We start from the raw sequence: 15,227 nt of genomic DNA on the forward strand, positions 1-15,227 counted from the left end.
AGAGACGCCACCGCCTTGGCTGATCGGTTACAGCGCCGCCAATAGCGCAAGTAGCGCGAACACGGCACCGACAAACACATTTTCAGCCAAGCTTGCAATGCGGTCCATTTTTGCCGGTTGCAGATGTTCAGGCGCAATCATGTCGAAGGCCATGGTCAGGCCGGACCAAAGCATCAGAATCGTCAGAATGGAAAGAAGGGTGTCGGTGGTAACAAAGCGGGGCTCCCGGGTTGGGTGAGGGAGCTCTCGGCGCACGCGCAGAGAGTCCTCACCGATGAAGGTGAAAGCTCTCGACGGGGGCGCATCCTGCATGCGTACGATCGAGGTGTACTGTGTTTTGATTGAGCGCGACACGCTGTAGGACACTGCATCGGCTTAGTCTAGTGGCGATCACATAGGCGTCGATCCTGCTCAGGCAAGACGCTTCAGCGATTAGGCTCAAATTATTTTCGATGCCGGATTTTGCGACGGTCCAACCTGGCCGGGATCTTGCCGGCCCACAGGTAGATCTTGTGTTGGCCTTGTCCGCTGGCGTTGGGCGCCATGCGAAGCCCTTCGGATCAAAGCCATCGGCGAAGAGCACACTATCCAGACGCATGCGGTGGATGGTCTTGCCGGGTGAGCAGTGCCCATGTTCGGGCTTACTCTGCCAAGCGTCCGCATCCTGGTTCGCCTTTGTGGAGTCCTGAAATGTCGGATAGAGTATATAGCACCCACGCTGAGGTGGCCGACTGATTAGACCACTAGACCGTTGTGGCCGCCTCATCCGCATCATCCGCCAATATACGCCTTATCAGCGAGACTTGCTTCATCTTGGACATTTCCCGTCTAATGAGTCCAATTTGGGAATTGTCTACCGCATAGACCCATTCCTGAGCCTGTTGAACCACTGCCATGTTCGAGGTTCGCAACAGCTTCGAACGTGGCGCGCGGGTGATTTTATCCATCCCCGACGAGTATGACGCGGCGACGAACAAATGCGTAGGGCTCAACGGAAGAAACATGTGCCCATCTGGGCGGGAAATGCCGTCCGTCATGTAGAGCGGTCTGTCGGATGTCAGGAGGCGAGTTGTTAGCGATGACAGGTCTGCGACGTGCCATTGCATCTTCAAAAATCCGTCCAAAATCGTAGGATTTGTAATCGTATTGGTGGCGCTCAATATCGCTGTACGAAGAGGCATTGTAGGGTCTTTGTTAAGGAGGAATTCCCCGGCGCTATCTGGATCTCCCGGCTTTTTAAATAGCACGTATTTCGCCTGCACCTCTGGTCGCGGCCGTGTCCAGCTCTTTGAAACAAATTGCTTGAAAGCGCTGATTTCGTCCGGGTTCCTTATAAGGAGTGACAGCATAAATCGTGCCCAAGCGACGCGCCCCTTTAACGTCTGCGGAATCCGTCCCTGGAGTAGTTCGCGGTAGGCGTCGGCCGCCGTGGTGTCGACCATACTCATGAATGTGCGCTCTACTATTTGTCGCTCCGCTTTTGGCACGCCCGGCATAGCGTACAGGTCTTTCTTAAAGCCAGTTCCACCGGGTCCCCAACGTCTCGATACGATTTGACCACCATAGTTACGCTTGAATTCCTCAAGCTGGTGGTCTTCCGAGCTAACCCAGGACTCTAGATAAAACTTCGGTACGAAGTGATGTTTGCGGGGGTCTTTTGCCGGTTTCAAACCGGAAGCTTCCAATGGACGTATGACGTTCCAATCAGCAGCAGAAACCACGGCAGTATGGCGAACATCACAGCCAACGTGGCTCGCTTAAGGTAGTCGTATTTCAGCGCCACGATTTCCGAGTTGCGCCAAATCTGGCCCATCACGTCCCTCTTAAGAGATGGCTCATCGAGAGCACCGTACTTTTGCAGGTAATCACCTTCCGTGAGTTTGGCGATCTCCTTGAAATAAACCAGCGACGCGTGGCCGCCCTTAAGGTGTGGGAACGCGCAGAGATACAGGTTGATGATTGTCCAAGCCACAGATGCTATGAAGACAAAAGCAGGCACCCCAACCCACCACGTCTTCAGATCATCAATAGTAAGATTGACGGCGGCGAACGCTACCTGCGCCGAGACGATGGCGAACAGCGCCGACACCTTGGAGTCGATGCGCGGGAAGAATCCCATGATGCGGTCGAGCTGACGTTCAGCCACGTCCAAGCCGATTTCTTTGAGCTGATTCATGGCACCCTCCACCACCAGTTAGAGCGATAGATCGTGGCACCATTCATGGTGTTCCACGTCATTTGATCCCACATGCTCCGGCCTTCGGTTATCTTGAGGCTGGTGTGAAGCATGTCGAACACCTCCTTCGTGATCCAGGTAGAGTGCTCATGCGGCAGTGTGCAGAGTTTAGCTGCCCAGTTGGCAGCTCGGCCAATCCACACCAGGTCATTTGAGCCCCGAATTCCGGCACGAGCGACGCGCAACTGCGAAGTGTCGATGCCGACCGTATGTTTCAATACAAATTCAGTGGTGTACTGCTTCATCAGGGAAGGCTGGACTATGTTCAGACACGCCCAATTGATTTTCAACGCCGCCCTAGAAGCTGCCGTGTTTTTGGAGTCTCCTAGGTAGACGGCCATCACGCGATCGCCGTCATAGGCCGTAATCACACCGCCTTCCGAAATAATAATTTTGGCGGCGCATCTAAGAAATGCCTTGTAAACCTCTGCCGCAAAGAAGGCACTGTGGCTATCAACAAGCTTTGTAGAGTCCGAAATGTCGGCATACAAAACGGTCGCATTCAGGTCGACGCCATCGTTGCCAAGCCGCAAACTATCTTGTTCGGGAACAGTGGTGCCGTCTCGTTTGGACCATCTCTCCGTAAAGATCTGCGTTACTTCGGTCTGTAAATCGTCCTTGAGTGCCACCGCCATCTCCCCGAAATAAAGATAGGCGTTAGTTAAGCGATTATATATGTTTAACTACAGATACGCACAGAAATTGTTGTGCTTCACCTTTTTCCGCCACTGCTCCCAGCCGCTGCCTTTAGCCCGAGAGAGGACGTAGTATGTTTCGCCAACTCCTGCGCCTGCGCTCCGCCTGAAACGGCTCTACGCGCGCTTCTGAAGGAGGTAGAGCTGTCTGGATCCGCTGTGGTGCAACCTTGATCTAGCAGGCTGTTGAAAAAGGCACTCGCCATCGGTTTTCAACGATCATTGTCTCCGAAGGGATTCGGAGACGTACGCATGCGAGGCGGAGACGATCGAACTGGCGAACTGGTCAGCTACGTGGACCTTGAAGCCCGAGTTCGGCGCAATCATCCGTTGCGGACGATCCGGAGGATCGTGAATGAAGCCCTTTCCGCGCTGGAACGCGAGTTCGCGGCGCTGTACTCGCCGATCGGTCGGCCGTCGATCCCGCCGGAGAAGCTGCTGCGGGCGATGCTTTTGCAGGCGTTCTATTCGATCCGCTCGGAGCGGCCTTTGATGGAGCGGCTGGAATACGACCTTCTGTTCCGCTGGTTCGTGGGCATCGGCATCGACGACGCAGCCTGGGACCATTCGGTGTTCTCGAGGAACCGCGACCGGCTGCTTGAGGGCAACATCGCGGCGAAGTTCCTCAGTGCAGTCCTGGCGCAGCCCAAGGTCAAGAAGCTCCTTTCCACGGATCACTTCTCGGTCGACGGAACGCCGATCGCGGCCTGGGCGTCGATGAAGAGCGTCAAGCCGAAGGACGGCTCGGGCGAAGATGGCTCAGGCGAGCCGCCGGCTCAGGACGGCGGACGTAACGCGGAAGCGGATTTCCATGGCCAGAAACGGTCGAACGGGACGCATGCTCGACCACCGACCCCGATGCCAGGCTCTGTCGCAAGGGGCGGGGCGAGGAGGCCAAGCTCTGCTTCATGGGGCACGGGCTGATGGAGAACCGCCATGGCCTGCTGGTCGATGCCTGCCTGACGCTGGCTGACGGGCATGCCGAGCGGGTGGCCGCACTGCATATGGTCGAGCCTCGCGCCGGCCGACCGCAGGCGATCAAGCTCGGTGCCGACAAGGCCTACGATGCAGGACTTCGTCAACGAACTGCGTTCGATGAAGGTAATGCCGCATGTGGCGCAGAACACCAGCGGCCGCAGTTCGGCCATCGACGGGCGCACCACCCGGCATAGCGGCTATGCTGTCAGTCGGCGTATTCGCAAGCGCATTGAAGAGGCGTTCGGCTGGATCAAGACGGTCGCCGGGCAGGAGAAGACCAAGTTGCGCGGTCGCGACCGCGTCGGGTGGGCCTTTACCTTCGCTGCCGCCGCCTACAATCTGGTGCGATTGCCCAAGCTGCTGGCGGTGCCGGCATGACCGCGCCCACGGGCTGCCAACTGATCGGCCACTGCCGGATCATCGAAGCCGATCTGTGGGATCGCGGCTACCTGAACCTCGGTGGACCCGCAACCATCACCGTCGGACCCGACAACCATGCCGAGATAGCCTTTGGCGCCCTGCAAGCCGGCCTCGATCTCAGTTACAGCCCCTCGACGATCTTCTTCACATGGGCCGGCTTCGACGAGATGGATGAAGTCGCCGGCGATGGTTCCGCCGAATTGCTCGACGACGGCTCGATCGAGATCACATTCGCATACCACAATGGCGACGAAGCCATCCTCAAGGCAATACGACAGACTTCTTCAACAGCCTGCTAGGCATCTATCGGCGTTCGAGTCGGTAGACCGCTACCGCTTTTCCCCCCCCTCTCAGAAGACTTGCGGTATTTTTTACGGTGTTGGGCGTGATAGACCTGTCTTGGTGCTGCAAAGACCGGTGGGGAACGGCAAAATCTAGCCCGAAGGTCCGATACGAGGACACTTGTAAGCTGAAACCCCAATGAGTTGTGCGCGAATCCAATCGACGCGCTGACCGAGACCCGCCGTTCTCTCAGCACGCAATCGGCGGCTGGACCGGGGTGGATAGATCTCGTAAGCTTAAAAACTTCACGTTGTATGTGCGTAGTTGCAAGAACGCTCTGTGGGGTTTGAAGTGATAAGGCGTGCAAGCTGCTTTCGTGCCTTGGGCTTATTCATTCCTTTTGTGCTAGCCATTGGCTGGTCCCCGTCATCTCGAGCAGACACCATGAAAATCCTGTCATGGAATATATCGAACTACGTACCGGCGGCCGGTTACTCATATCGTGGTGAAATAGGCACGTGGCGCACGGAAGCAGACTTACTTGCCATACGTGCAATCTTGGACGATGGATACGATGGGATATTCCTACAGGAAGCAGTCAACGAGCTCGCCATACGGTCTACGGTCGGTCCGTCATACTCAGTTCTTTCGACTGATGAATACCGCAAACTTACGAGCGCTCCGCCACTCCTCGAACGATTGGTCCAACCATTCGTCGCGATATTAGAGACTCCCACTATGTATGTCACATCTGTCGCAAGCTTTCGGCTAGACGATGCTCAAGACCGCGCTCACCTGACCCGTGACACGCTGTATGTCGAATTGTTGTGGATGCAATACAAAGTCGGTTTAGTACATGTCCATCTGAAAAGCGGATGCCCCGATTCCGTAGTCAGCGCGAGATCGGAGTGCAGGTTGATGACAGATCAATTCAAGCAAATCGAAACCATAGTAAAGGCGAAGATCGACGGCGTCGATGCATTGCTGGTTATTGGAGATTTCAATCGCGAGTTGATGAATCCGCGTCTTTTACCATGGCGCGAGGAGCATGTTTCATGGCTTCAAAAGGTTGTAACTGTGCCCTCATGCACGCTTAGGCCTTCAATCAACCCTATCGATTTTGTTCTGGTCGCAACAATTCGGGATGGGCTTAAGCTAGAGCCAATCAGCGTCGATATGAGCGACGTAGTCCATCTTGTGCCAAGGCGTATAAGCGACCATTGTCCCATGGCATTTCAGCTATCAAACTAACAGCGTGTGACGATATATGTTTCTTGAGGCTATAGTGGCGCTTTGGGTAACGTTGACCGGGCAGTCTGCCGCACCGGAAAACGCCGTGAGTTTTTTCGGCAATGTTCCGTCCTGTGACGCAATTTTGCGCGGGCGTGAGCCGAGCTTAATTCTGGACGCCGACCGTCTTCTTCCTGCCTTTCAACTTTTTTGTGATGCGCGCGACCGAGATCGACAAGGGAGCAGTTACGTCAAAACCTTCCTGACTACACACGTTGGCCGGTTCTCCCAAGCTGACGGGCTATTCTGGGCTATTGCAGATCGAACCTTCTCGGACCTCTTGTGCGATTCTATGTCTCCAACTGCGACGCACGTTCGATTGTTCGTAGGAGGAAGTGACAGTTCACTTGGCCCACTATTGGATTGCAAACTCTCCTCGGCCTACAAGAACGTACGCGCAGTCCCCCTACTGGACGGGATCGCGTCGTACCACCCGAAATTCCTAGCAACGACAGACGGCGGGAACAGTTGGACCTATGTTTCGAGCGGAAATCCTACAACGAGGTCATCGACGGTGATCGACTTCAACGTAGTCTTCCAAGGGTCGACAACAAGCCAGCTATATCTCTGGCACAGATGCGTCGTCCAGGCCTTTGACCGCTTCATTGCGTTTCCACAGGACGAGCCTTTGGAGCGGCTGTACCAACAATGCAGTCTGCCGTCTTACAGCACCCGAAACGCCTTGATCGTCCCTTACCTCATGCCCTTCGATCAAGACGCGTACTTGTCAGAGCTTGCCTTCTGGGCGGGTCGCTCCGATGCGATAGATATCTCGTCTCAGAGCTACAACTCTGACAGGATACTACACATCATACAGCTGGCGGCCAATAACGGCGCGAGTATCAGGTACTTGCGGGACGATGACATACTTTTGTCCGCAGACCCGGGATCCCTCCCGATATCCAATAGCTATGACGAACACATTCTGTGGGACAGCCAATTATGTGGATCAAACGTGTCGCGTGGTTACCTGATCACTAGACCTGAAACGGGATTCCTGCACGCGAAGTTTTTTATATTTCGCGGGTCATTTGGCGTTCGAGTGCTTTTTGGCTCTGGAAACCTGACTTACTCAGCTATCACAGAGAACATCGAGAATAATTATCTCTCGGCTGACGACAAACTTGGCTTGGCCTTTGTTGAATTCTTTGACAGATTATGGGCGATGTCAGTGAGCTATAGTAGGTGGCATTCAATCGCCGGCATGCTTGGCCCATATCGGAATAGGAAGTGGGTGAACGCCGATGACTGTACTTAACGACCTCCGCGAAGAAACTAAAGCTGCGTTCGCGCGCTTTGTTGAGAGCTCAGAAGGCGCTGAATTGCCTTTCGAGCGACTGCAATGTTATCTCGAGCAGGCGTTAGCCACTCACAAAATCTACCTGAAATTTGCGCCCTTCGAAGCAGAGTTACGGCAGGCGAAAGGAGCTTGGGAACTTGTACAGGATGGGGAAGGCCGTGTGCAGAAGGTCGTGCCCATGCTGTTAGAGCGCCTCGGCGTTGAAATAAAGCCGGCGGCCCGCATTCTTAGCGATGGCAAGGATCCTTGGGACGCGACCAAGGAGCTGGCGGAGAACTGCTTGGAAAATCTCGAGGAAAATTGGGATGATCCTGGCGAGTTGATTAATGATTTTAGGGAAGATTGGAAAGAATGGTGGGACGACCTCTCCGACTGGCTTGACAGGGGGATTGGTCGCGTCTGAGACTGATCTTGGCGGATTTGGCGGTGTATGCCGCCCGCGATTTGGCGAAGTTTTTCGCGAAGACTTCTGTTCGAGGCACCGATTGGAGAACTCCCAGCCGATATGGCCGATTTGCTCAAGTCACTGGTCGTACGCAGCCTCACGCTGAGGTCCGTTGGCTTCCGGTAGAGCCAAGAACGCAGACGAGATTGCTGATTTGAATGGTTGAATTGGCAAAAAGAATCCGACCCGGTCGGCTGTGTCCTAGTCCAGACGGATTGCAACTGCCATCAACGCGCTGACCGGGAATATCTTAAAATGAATCAATATTCCGGACTAGTCGGTCGCTGTGATTCCGCAGCAATCGCTATGAGGCGCAAAGCTGACTGGTATCATAGAGACCAACACGTGCTGAAACAGGGCCGAAACGCTTTAGTGAAAGTTGTGCCGTTCACCTCGACAGAGTCGTCTTCACTTCGCCGAAACCGTTGCCACGGGGGAGCGACAATGCGTAGAAATCGAACTCCCACTGCGGGATTTTTCGCATTCTGTCGCCTTCGGCTGTTCGGGCCGGCTAGAGGGCTTGCTTCATATAGGCCGGGAGGTTGATGTTGGCTTTCAACGCGGGGATGAAACCAGGATCGTCGACGGCCGTGATCGGCGACATGCGCAAAGGTTTCAACACCGGCGCCGCGGCCTTCATGATGTCCTGCAGTGTCGAGAATTGCTGATCGTCTTCCAACTCGAAATCGATTGTGATCGCATCACGCTCGATTGCCTGAAATCCCATGATCGTAGGCGAAGGAGCGCTTGCTGCGAGCTCAGGCAGGTGCGCAAGGCCGAACGTCAACTTTGCGATTGCGGTACCAAGTGAGAGCCCGGCAAGCGGATCGTCGCCGGCTTCGGTTAAATCGAGGACGTAATCCTTCCCGCCGATAACGATGCGTTCCTGTTCCTTGGCGTCGAAGTCAAGGAAGCCAAGGCGACCGTGCCGGGGCCTTCCATTGATCAGCACAGCCAGTACGTCGCTCTCTCGTGCGTCGATGAGCTGCGCATAGGCGTCGCCCGCGTCACCATCAAGGATCAGGAGGTCCGCTTTCAATCCGCGTTCAATGCTACCGACTTGGCCTTGCCAACCGAGCATTTTCGCGGGTGTCGATGTCAGCATCCGTGACAGCTCCTCAGGAGAAAACAGGCCTCCCAGATGGTCACTGACGATGCGCGCGATCTTGAGCTCGCCCAGGAGGTTCTTGCTGCCGCTTGGCGACCAGTCGGACCCGAGTGCGATCGGGACGCCGGCAGCTTTTGCGGATGCGACGTCTGCGGTCTTTCCGTAAAGCAGGAGGTTGGAAAGCGGTGACCAGACCATCCCGGCAGCAGCGGCGATGCGTTGAAAGTCGGCCGCCTGCAGTCCGGTGCAATGGATCGGGATCAGATCCGGATCGATGGCCCATGTGTTGGGCGTGTATTCGAGATCGAGGAAGCGCTGGCGTGCGTCCTGATCGGTTCCTTCGCTGAGGTGATAGAAGAAGGGGCGATCCTTCCGAAGCGCGGGGACGAGGTCCGATGCGATCTGGGGTGCCGTGTAGTCCAGCGTCTGGCCACCGGCGGCTGTGAAGGCAGGGTCGCGCGGCGCTTCGACATTGCGGGTGAGGCCTTGGTACCATTTCGAGCCGCCGCCTCTGCTTAGGCCTTGCGTTGTCGTCGTCCCGCCAAGCAGGGACCGGCATTCAACAAAGCGCGCGATGCTGCGCGGGTAGTCGACATCAACGTTGCCACCGATGACATTGGCGGGGAGGGAGATCGAAACCTTGTAGTCGGGTTCGTGCTCGCGCCACTGATTTCGGTTGGTGTAAGTCTTAGGGACGTTCCAGAGCGGCAGGAAATTGTAGCTCAAGTGGTTATGAAGCTCGATGAGGCCTGGGTAGATCGTCCCGTGGGTGTCGATCGGCGTGATGCCAGCGAATTCATTGGGAACATGACCAGGGTCGGCGACGACGGCGGCAATGCGGTCGGCTTCGATGCAGATCGCGCCATGGGAGTAGATGGTGCCGTTGCCATCCATCGTGACGATGCGGCCGACCATAACCTGTCGAACGCCGTGAACTGCTGCAATGAAATTTCCCATCTAAACTCCCCCGGAGGCTGACTTTGAAATTTTTAGGCGTTGTCTTCCTGCTGCGACTGTTGGTCGGCACGGTACCGTTCACTTGCCAAGGCCCGGTAGCGTCGAAGTAGCGTCTGAACTTCGTCCCAAACGTCCGTTTTTGCTTTGATCTTCATGATGAGCAGAGTGGCGATTGTCATGGAAATGCCGAGCTCTGTCACCGTGCGGTGAAAATCGTCGTCATCGAGCGCCGGATGAAGGGTTAGCGTTGCCAAGCCGGTTTCGGGATGCTGGATATAGTGCCGGTTGAGAGCGGTGACGCTGACGTGAGCGGCGTCCCCGGAAATATCGCGATAGCTGCGATAAAGCCGATCGAAGTCGCTGCCCTCCAGGAGCGTACCGAGTTGGATTGCCTTCGCGCCCTGGAGTCCTTGATCGACAAATTCCTGCAGCTGTTGCCTGACGTCATCGGTGCCGCTGAACGTCTTCGCATCGAGATGAAGAGCAGCCCGAGAATGCCGGCTCTTGAAGTCGTCGTCCTTCATTTTTGAGACGAAAGCGGGATTTCGGTCCAGCGCGATGAGGTACATCGTGGCCTCAAGGACGCCCCGGGAATGGATGCGAAAATCAAGCTGTCGGTCGTTTTCGAGCAGGAGCAAGGCACCCTGGAAGAGCGTCAGCGCTCGGGCGTACAGCGCCATTTTGAGCGCAATCAGCTCCCGCTCCTCGTCTGAGGCGACGTCGACCGGATCTTCTGAAGTGAAGCGCCTGGCAGCGTCGACATAGTCATTCATCCAGGCAAGCCATTGCGATGAGCGCGATTGTTGTTCGGTCACGGAAAATAGCTCCGAAAAAATTGGTATGGCTGGGGTTTCCTGACAGAATTTTGCGGGAGGCCGATGCCATCGGCACGCATATAGGAAAAGCAAAGAGTGTTGAGTCTCGTCTTCTTGCGGGCGAATTCGTTTTTCACGTCGCGGCCTCGATTTCCATTGAGATATTTCATGGTAAATGAATGTCATGAGGGGTGGTTTGCAAGAAATACTTTCAGTATTAGCGGCTGCGGTGCGTGCACTTCTGCAGGATAAGGATCTTGCCTATGCGGATCCCGCCGAGAGGGCGCTTGTCGCTCGGATTCGGGATCTCCTTCATGGGAGATATGCCGGCTGGTCGATCTGGAGTGGAATCGCCGGGAGGATGTGATCAAGCGCCTTCGCTATGACCTGAGTGATGATGAGTTGATTGGCAAGGATGCGATCGTCCCCGACCTGATCGTACATCGGGTCGGGAAGCGTGAAAATTTGCTCGTCGTCGAGGTCAAGAAGTCGACCAACAAGGACTTCGATGGGGACATCTGGAAACTGAAGGGAATGACGGAGCAGGCCGGGGCTTACGGGTATCAGGTTGGGCTTCATCTGGTGATCGACGTGAAGGCGGGGTTGCGCCGCGTTGCGACGTCTATATCGATGCTGCGTTGGACGAAGAGTTGACGCAGTGGATGCGCGCCGAGCTAGGGGGAGCAGATTGACTGCAGATCTTGTTGAGATCGTGAAACTGCTTGGTCGCTTTACCGGGCCGGACTTGACGCGGACATTATCGCGCATCGAGGGTGCAGTGCGAGGCATCTCGGCCGGCGATTGCACGGGTTTCCTCGCAAGTGCCGGGGCTGGCCGTGAGGTGCTGGCGGCCGCGGCCGGCATGAAGCGGCTTGCGGGACAGATCAACGTCACAATCCACGCGCTCGGCATCCTCATGTGCCTGCCACATATTCTCGAGCCGGACGAGCGCGTCGAATCTGTGTCTCTCGGTGCGGGAAATACGGGCCGCGATTTCGATCTGGAGACGAATGTCCGGGTTGCGGAATTCAAATTTATCCAGTGGAGAGGCGGGCCCGAGACGATCCGCCAGAATTCGGTTTTCAAGGATTACCTTCTGCTTGCGGAGCATCCGACGGCGAAGCGCAAGTACCTTTATTTGCTCGGAACGGAGCATGCGATCAGGTTCTTGCGCGGCGGTCGCGCCATGTCGAGTGTCTTGAGCAGAAACGCCAAGCTCCAGACGATGTTTGCGGAGCGGTTTGGGGAGCGCTTCCGGACGGTCGGCGATTATTATGCAGCTCACGCCAACGCGGTTCAGATCGATGATGTGTCGCCCTGGCTTTCGGAATTGGCGGAGGAGCTGATCGCGGAGCCGGATATGGAGATGAGCGCTTGAAGTGCAACGCAGATGGGCGAATGCGTTTGCGAGCGGGAAAACACTGAAGGGCTGGGATGGGGAAAACGCTTTACATCATCGGAAACGGCTTCGACCTCCACCACGGAATTCCGTCATCCTATTGGGCTTTCGGAGAGTATCTGAAGCGGACGGATGCCAAGACCTACGAGGTGGTCGAAAAATACTTCGCGATGGATGCGCAGTTCTGGGCCGAATTCGAGGATCGGTTGGCCTCGTTTGACAGCGATTCACTGATTGAGGACGCCTCCAACTTTCTGGTCGGATATGGGGCCGACGATTGGAGTGACGCATACCACCATGATTACCAGTACGAGATCCAACAGGCGGTCGAGGCGATCTCGACGAAGCTGCGGTTGCGGTTCGCCGAATGGATACGCCAGCTTCCTGTCCCATTCGCTGCTGAGTTCAGCGGACAGCGCGTTCCGGTGGATCCCTCAGCGGTCTTCTTGAACTTCAATTACACGCCGTCGCTACAACGCCTGTACGGGGTTCCCGACAGCAACGTGTTGCATATCCATGGAGCGGCCGCGAACCCAACGGAGACGTTGGTGCTGGGCCATGGATGGGAGCCCGATCCAAATCCGGATCCCTACCGTTTCGAGCAGGATCCGGAGGGGGCGGATATGCGTGTCGTCGAAGGGCAGGGGATTGTCGACGACTACTTCAGGGACACGTTCAAGCCCACCGCCAACGTCATCGAGAAAAATGCGGCCTTCTTTGCCGGGCTGTCGGATGTGGATCGGATTGTTGTGATGGGACATTCGGTGTCGGAGGTTGACCACCCGTATTTTGAGGAGGTCATCGAGAATATCGACGTCAATCGGGTCCGCTGGAAGGTCAGCTACTACGGCGATCTTGATGGGCTGCGTAAGCGCATCGAATCGCTGGGTGTGCCGGCCGATCTGACAGAATATGCCTTGCTGAATGTGTTTTGAACCATTGAAGAGCTTTGAAATCGGAGGGGAATGAATTTGGCGAAGACGGCCCACGAGCAGACATTCCAGACGTCGGCTTCGGGCCAGAAGCTGCCATTGGTTTAGAAGCTCGCAAATGACCGTGATGGGGTCGCAAGCCGTCGTCGAAATCATCCTGCATTCAACCGCAGCTATTTGATGTGTTCTAGGGCTGTTGATGTGGAGCACGCTTGCGACCGCAACAGTTGCACTTGCCGCTCAACGACTTCAGACAAAACCTCACCGCGTTCGGACACCAAATTCAGTCTAAGGTTCTATCTCGCTTGCTGTCCACGCAGTGGGAGATTGGCGAAGAGCGCGCACGAGCGCGCGTGGGCAACGATGTTCAGGGACTTTGGGCCAGCCGCCGTTCGCGAACCAACTCTACGTTCGCCGGCCCTTTTGCTCTTCGTGCCGTTCGGCGTCAAAGGCGTGCTTTCCCTGCGCGTTCCACAGGTCCCGCGTATGCTCTCCTTCATGGCTCTGCAGTTTGGCGCCGATCCAGAGCAGCGCGCCGTAGATGATAGCGCGATCGTCATTGGTGAGCTCGACGATGCCAGCCTTGACGACGAGCCCGCCGAGTTCGATGAGCTGCCGTGTGCGCTTGCGGCGCGCGACCTGCCAAGTCCGCATGTCATGCCGAGCCAGAGCCGATTGCCGACGATTGTGTGCTGCCTTGTTGCACTTGAGCGTCGCGAGGGTTGCGCTGAGATGCCGGAGCAGTTCGCCGGGACCGGCTCTCGAAAAACATCACCCCACGCTTGGCCCATGCCTCACGCTTTGAGGCGTCTTTCGTCTCGGCGATCGCGACCAGTGCGCCAGCCAGTTCTTCGCTGCTGAGGGCATCGGCGCCGGTGGCGATCACCAGCTCGCCAAGTTGCAGCACCTTGCGCGTTTTGAGCTCTCGCGCTTTGTCCTCCAGCGCCTTCAGTTCGGTGTCGAAGTCCCGTGGTTTGCGCATGATTGTCTCCATCGGTTGTCGATCTCTGGATGATAGTTGAGCGTCCGCCGGAAGGCTTCAGGCTTGCCGAGACAGCCGGGGACGGGCTGGTCCATCCCGAGATTTTTTCGAGGGAGGGCGCGCTTATACGTCGTGCCGACGTGCGCTTTGGCGTGCAAATGATCTGGTCGCGATGGCGATCTATCATCTTCACGTCAAGGTCATTGGCCGCAAGGCAGGGAGCAGTGCTGTAGCGTCGGCCGCCTACCGCTCGGCTTCGCGGCTGCGTGACGAGCGGATCGAACGCAGCCATGATTTCTCAGCCAAACGTGGTGTCGTCCATTCCGAAGTGATGCTGCCTGCGAATGCACCCGAAGCCTGGCGCGGCCGCGAACGGCTGTGGAACGATGTCGAGGCGTTCGAAGTCCGCAAGGATGCGCAGCTTGCCCGCGAGGTCGAGTTTGCGCTCCCGCGCGAACTCAGCCAGGCGGAAGGCATCGAACTGGCGCGCGACTTTGTACAAGTCGAGTTTGTCAGCCGGGGCATGGTGGCCGATCTCAATGTGCATTGGGACAGAGCAGAGGATGGCAGCCCCAAGCCGCATGCTCATGTCATGCTCACCATGCGGTCCGTGGACGAGAACGGTTTTGGCGCCAAGGTTCGCGACTGGAATGCTACCCAGCTGGTCGAGCGCTGGCGCGAGCGATGGGCGGAGCTTGCCAATGAACGCTTGGCCGAACTCGACATCGACGCCCGCATCGATCATCGCAGTCTGGAAGCGCAGGGCATTGCCCTGGAGCCGCAAACGCAGATTGGTGCACCGGCTCAACGCATCGAAGGCAGTGGCCCTGCTGCTGGCGGCATTGAAGCCGATCGCGCCGAACTGCATCGCGAGATCGCGCGCAACAATGGCGCGCGCATCATTGCCGATTCTAACGTCGCGCTGGACGCCATCACCCATCAGCAGTCGACCTTCACCCGAAAAGACATCGCCAAGTTTGCGCATCGACACAGCGACGGAATGGAGCAGTTCAACGCGGTCGTGGCAGCCATCAGCAATGCACCCGATCTGGTCGAACTTGGCAAGGACAGGCGCAGCGAAGACCGGTTCACCACTCGGCAGATGATCGAGACCGAACAGCGCCTGCATCGCGCGGCAGAGCGTATCGATTTGGACGACCGACACGCGGTGATTGACGCACATCGCGAGGCAGCGCTGGCGCTGGCTGCGCAACGCGGGCTTGTCCTGTCAGGCGAGCAGACAGATGCGTTGGATCACATCACCGATGGCCGCGGTCTTGGTGTCGTCGTGGGCTTTGCCGGCACGGGCAAGAGCGCCATGCTGGGCGTTGCGCGCCAGGCATGGGCAGCGGCGGGCTACGAGGTTCGAGGCGCCGCACTCTCCGGCA

Annotated in this window: 16 protein-coding genes and 1 pseudogene; 9 read left to right on the top strand and 8 right to left on the bottom strand. The window is 56.8% G+C overall.

What is annotated here, in order from left to right; translation table 11 throughout:
• Positions 1 to 27 precede the first annotated feature (27 nt).
• The 4 genes from NKJ75_RS02720 to NKJ75_RS02735 all read right to left on the bottom strand — a co-directional run bounded on the left by NKJ75_RS02720 (position 28) and on the right by NKJ75_RS02735 (position 2,865).
• Positions 28 to 366, bottom strand: a complete 339-nt coding sequence (locus NKJ75_RS02720) for a hypothetical protein (RefSeq protein WP_023691672.1) — start codon at positions 364 to 366, stop codon at positions 28 to 30.
• A 377-nt stretch (positions 367 to 743) separates the two neighbouring features.
• On the bottom strand, positions 744 to 1,670 hold the full coding sequence (locus NKJ75_RS02725; RefSeq protein WP_023691671.1) for a DUF4238 domain-containing protein: 927 nt from the start codon (positions 1,668 to 1,670) through the stop codon (positions 744 to 746).
• Complete coding sequence (locus tag NKJ75_RS02730; RefSeq protein WP_023691670.1) at positions 1,667 to 2,176, bottom strand: Pycsar system effector family protein; 510 nt, start codon at positions 2,174 to 2,176, stop codon at positions 1,667 to 1,669. The genes NKJ75_RS02725 and NKJ75_RS02730 overlap by 4 nt, the downstream gene beginning before the upstream one ends.
• Positions 2,173 to 2,865 carry an adenylate/guanylate cyclase domain-containing protein gene (locus NKJ75_RS02735; RefSeq protein ID WP_023691669.1) on the bottom strand — a complete coding sequence of 231 codons (693 nt, stop codon included), beginning with the start codon at positions 2,863 to 2,865 and terminating at the stop codon, positions 2,173 to 2,175. Before NKJ75_RS02735 ends, NKJ75_RS02730 begins: the two co-directional genes overlap by 4 nt.
• Positions 2,866 to 3,183: 318 nt before the next feature.
• On the opposite strand from NKJ75_RS02735, the pseudogene NKJ75_RS02740 reads away from it, so the two are divergent.
• The 5 genes and pseudogenes from NKJ75_RS02740 (at position 3,184) to NKJ75_RS02760 (ending at position 7,604) form a co-directional block, all read left to right on the top strand.
• Positions 3,184 to 4,287, top strand: a pseudogene (locus tag NKJ75_RS02740) (IS5 family transposase).
• The gene (locus NKJ75_RS02745) at positions 4,284 to 4,628 is read left to right on the top strand and encodes a hypothetical protein (RefSeq protein ID WP_352499155.1); all 345 of its coding nucleotides are present in this window, start codon (positions 4,284 to 4,286) and stop codon (positions 4,626 to 4,628) included. The pseudogene NKJ75_RS02740 and the gene NKJ75_RS02745 overlap by 4 nt, the downstream one beginning before the upstream one ends.
• A 901-nt stretch (positions 4,629 to 5,529) precedes the next feature.
• Entirely contained in the window at positions 5,530 to 5,862 is a 333-nt protein-coding gene (locus NKJ75_RS02750) for an exonuclease/endonuclease/phosphatase family protein (RefSeq protein WP_156939127.1), read from the top strand.
• Between the two features lie 739 nt (positions 5,863 to 6,601).
• Positions 6,602 to 7,159, top strand: coding sequence for a phospholipase D family protein (locus NKJ75_RS02755; RefSeq protein WP_352499166.1), 558 nt, complete (start codon positions 6,602 to 6,604; stop codon positions 7,157 to 7,159).
• On the top strand, positions 7,146 to 7,604 hold the full coding sequence (locus tag NKJ75_RS02760; protein WP_023691665.1) for a hypothetical protein: 459 nt from the start codon (positions 7,146 to 7,148) through the stop codon (positions 7,602 to 7,604). The genes NKJ75_RS02755 and NKJ75_RS02760 overlap by 14 nt, the downstream gene beginning before the upstream one ends.
• A 553-nt stretch (positions 7,605 to 8,157) precedes the next feature.
• On the opposite strand, the gene NKJ75_RS02765 is transcribed toward NKJ75_RS02760, so the two are convergent.
• The gene (locus NKJ75_RS02765) at positions 8,158 to 9,711 is read right to left on the bottom strand and encodes an amidohydrolase family protein (RefSeq protein ID WP_352499156.1); all 1,554 of its coding nucleotides are present in this window, start codon (positions 9,709 to 9,711) and stop codon (positions 8,158 to 8,160) included.
• Between the two features lie 32 nt (positions 9,712 to 9,743).
• Positions 9,744 to 10,526: a DUF5677 domain-containing protein gene (locus tag NKJ75_RS02770; protein WP_352499157.1), complete on the bottom strand. Its 783-nt coding sequence runs from the start codon at positions 10,524 to 10,526 to the stop codon at positions 9,744 to 9,746.
• 363 nt (positions 10,527 to 10,889) lie between these two features.
• On the opposite strand from NKJ75_RS02770, the gene NKJ75_RS02775 reads away from it, so the two are divergent.
• From NKJ75_RS02775 to NKJ75_RS02785, 3 genes are read left to right on the top strand one after another with little or no spacing between them, the layout of a single operon-like run.
• The gene (locus tag NKJ75_RS02775; protein ID WP_352499158.1) at positions 10,890 to 11,180 is read left to right on the top strand and encodes a hypothetical protein; all 291 of its coding nucleotides are present in this window, start codon (positions 10,890 to 10,892) and stop codon (positions 11,178 to 11,180) included.
• A gap of 34 nt (positions 11,181 to 11,214) precedes the next feature.
• Positions 11,215 to 11,904 carry a hypothetical protein gene (locus tag NKJ75_RS02780; RefSeq protein WP_352499159.1) on the top strand — a complete coding sequence of 230 codons (690 nt, stop codon included), beginning with the start codon at positions 11,215 to 11,217 and terminating at the stop codon, positions 11,902 to 11,904.
• A 56-nt stretch (positions 11,905 to 11,960) separates the two neighbouring features.
• A complete protein-coding gene (locus NKJ75_RS02785) occupies positions 11,961 to 12,860 on the top strand; it encodes a bacteriophage abortive infection AbiH family protein (RefSeq protein WP_352499160.1) in 900 nt (299 codons plus the stop codon).
• 402 nt (positions 12,861 to 13,262) lie between these two features.
• Here the strand turns inward: NKJ75_RS02785 and NKJ75_RS02790 are convergent, their stop codons facing one another.
• Together NKJ75_RS02790 and NKJ75_RS02795 are read right to left on the bottom strand one after the other, a co-directional pair.
• A complete protein-coding gene (locus NKJ75_RS02790) occupies positions 13,263 to 13,511 on the bottom strand; it encodes a conjugal transfer protein TraD (protein WP_023691658.1) in 249 nt (82 codons plus the stop codon).
• A 1-nt stretch (position 13,512) separates the two neighbouring features.
• Positions 13,513 to 13,839, bottom strand: a complete 327-nt coding sequence (locus NKJ75_RS02795) for a conjugal transfer protein TraD (protein ID WP_023691657.1) — start codon at positions 13,837 to 13,839, stop codon at positions 13,513 to 13,515.
• A gap of 172 nt (positions 13,840 to 14,011) precedes the next feature.
• Here NKJ75_RS02795 and mobQ point away from each other — a divergent pair.
• The coding region (mobQ, locus tag NKJ75_RS02800; RefSeq protein ID WP_352499161.1) for a MobQ family relaxase at positions 14,012 to 15,227 on the top strand (1,216 nt) is incomplete at its 3' end.

This window comes from Mesorhizobium sp. M0058, assembly GCF_040323095.1.
Lineage (GTDB): Bacteria > Pseudomonadota > Alphaproteobacteria > Rhizobiales > Rhizobiaceae > Mesorhizobium.